General features: G+C 62.4%; 1 protein-coding gene. It reads right to left on the bottom strand.

Features of this window, described 5'->3' with window-relative positions; genetic code table 11:
- Nucleotides 1-145: 145 nt before the first annotated feature.
- Nucleotides 146-954, bottom strand: an 809-nt coding sequence (locus Q666_RS59270; RefSeq protein WP_023014613.1) for an ABC transporter ATP-binding protein, incomplete at its 5' end; no start/stop codon positions are given.

Here is a 954-nt window from a genome sequence, read left to right as displayed (position 1 = left end):
AGCTCCTCCCGACCGGCAGTGGCGGCCGCCCGCAGGGAGAAGGGTGAGAGGAGGTTGGGCCGGGCACCGGAACTGAATGGCGTGAAGACACCTGCACCGGGCAGGAGGCCGGCACGATCCCGTGCAGGCCTGATGCAGAAAAACGTCAGAGCAACACGGCGTTCCGGGTGTTGACGCTCATCTTCACTTCCATGCCGGGTTCGTACCAGTCGACACCGCCCACATGTTTCTGATCGATGATCAGCTCACTGCCTGCTGCTTCCACCAGGTAGCGCGTCTGGCTGCCGAGAAATTCCCGGTGCTTGACCTTGCCCGTAATCAGGTCCGGGTGGTTCTGGTCGGTGACGATTTCGATGTTCTGCGGCCGCAGCACGAGCGAAGAACCGTCGGGGCTGCCTGCACCGAGATGAAGCACTTCGCCGGAGGCAATCTTGAAGGTATTTCCGCCGTCGCCACGCTGAAGAGTGCCGTCGATGATGTTTGCGGTTCCCAGGAATTTTGCCACGAACAGATTTGCCGGCGTGTCGTAGAGCTCCTGCGGCGTGCCCATCTGCTGGATGACACCGCCGTCGAGCACGGCCATTCGGTCTGCGGTGGTGTTGGCCTCTTCCTGGTCGTGGGTGACGAAGATGGTCGTCAGGCCCAGCTTCCTTTGAAGGGACAAAAGTTCCCGGCGCATCTGGATGCGCAGGCTGGCGTCAAGGTTCGACAGCGGCTCGTCGAGCAACAGGACATCCGGCTCGACGACGACGGTACGGGCAAGAGCCACGCGCTGCTGCTGGCCGCCGGAAAGCTGGGAAGGCATGCGGTCGGCGAGATGCAGGAGGCCGACGAGTTCCAGCGCCGATTCCACACGGGTACCGATGTCCTTGCGCGCGACTTTCCGCTCCTCAAGGCCGAAGGCGACGTTGGCACGAACCGACATGTGAGGCCAAAGGGCATAGGACTGGAACA

It is taken from the genome of Labrenzia sp. C1B70 (assembly GCF_000475395.1).
Taxonomy (GTDB): domain Bacteria; phylum Pseudomonadota; class Alphaproteobacteria; order Rhizobiales; family Stappiaceae; genus Roseibium; species Roseibium algicola.
This window is presented reverse-complemented; position numbering and strand designations above follow the sequence as displayed.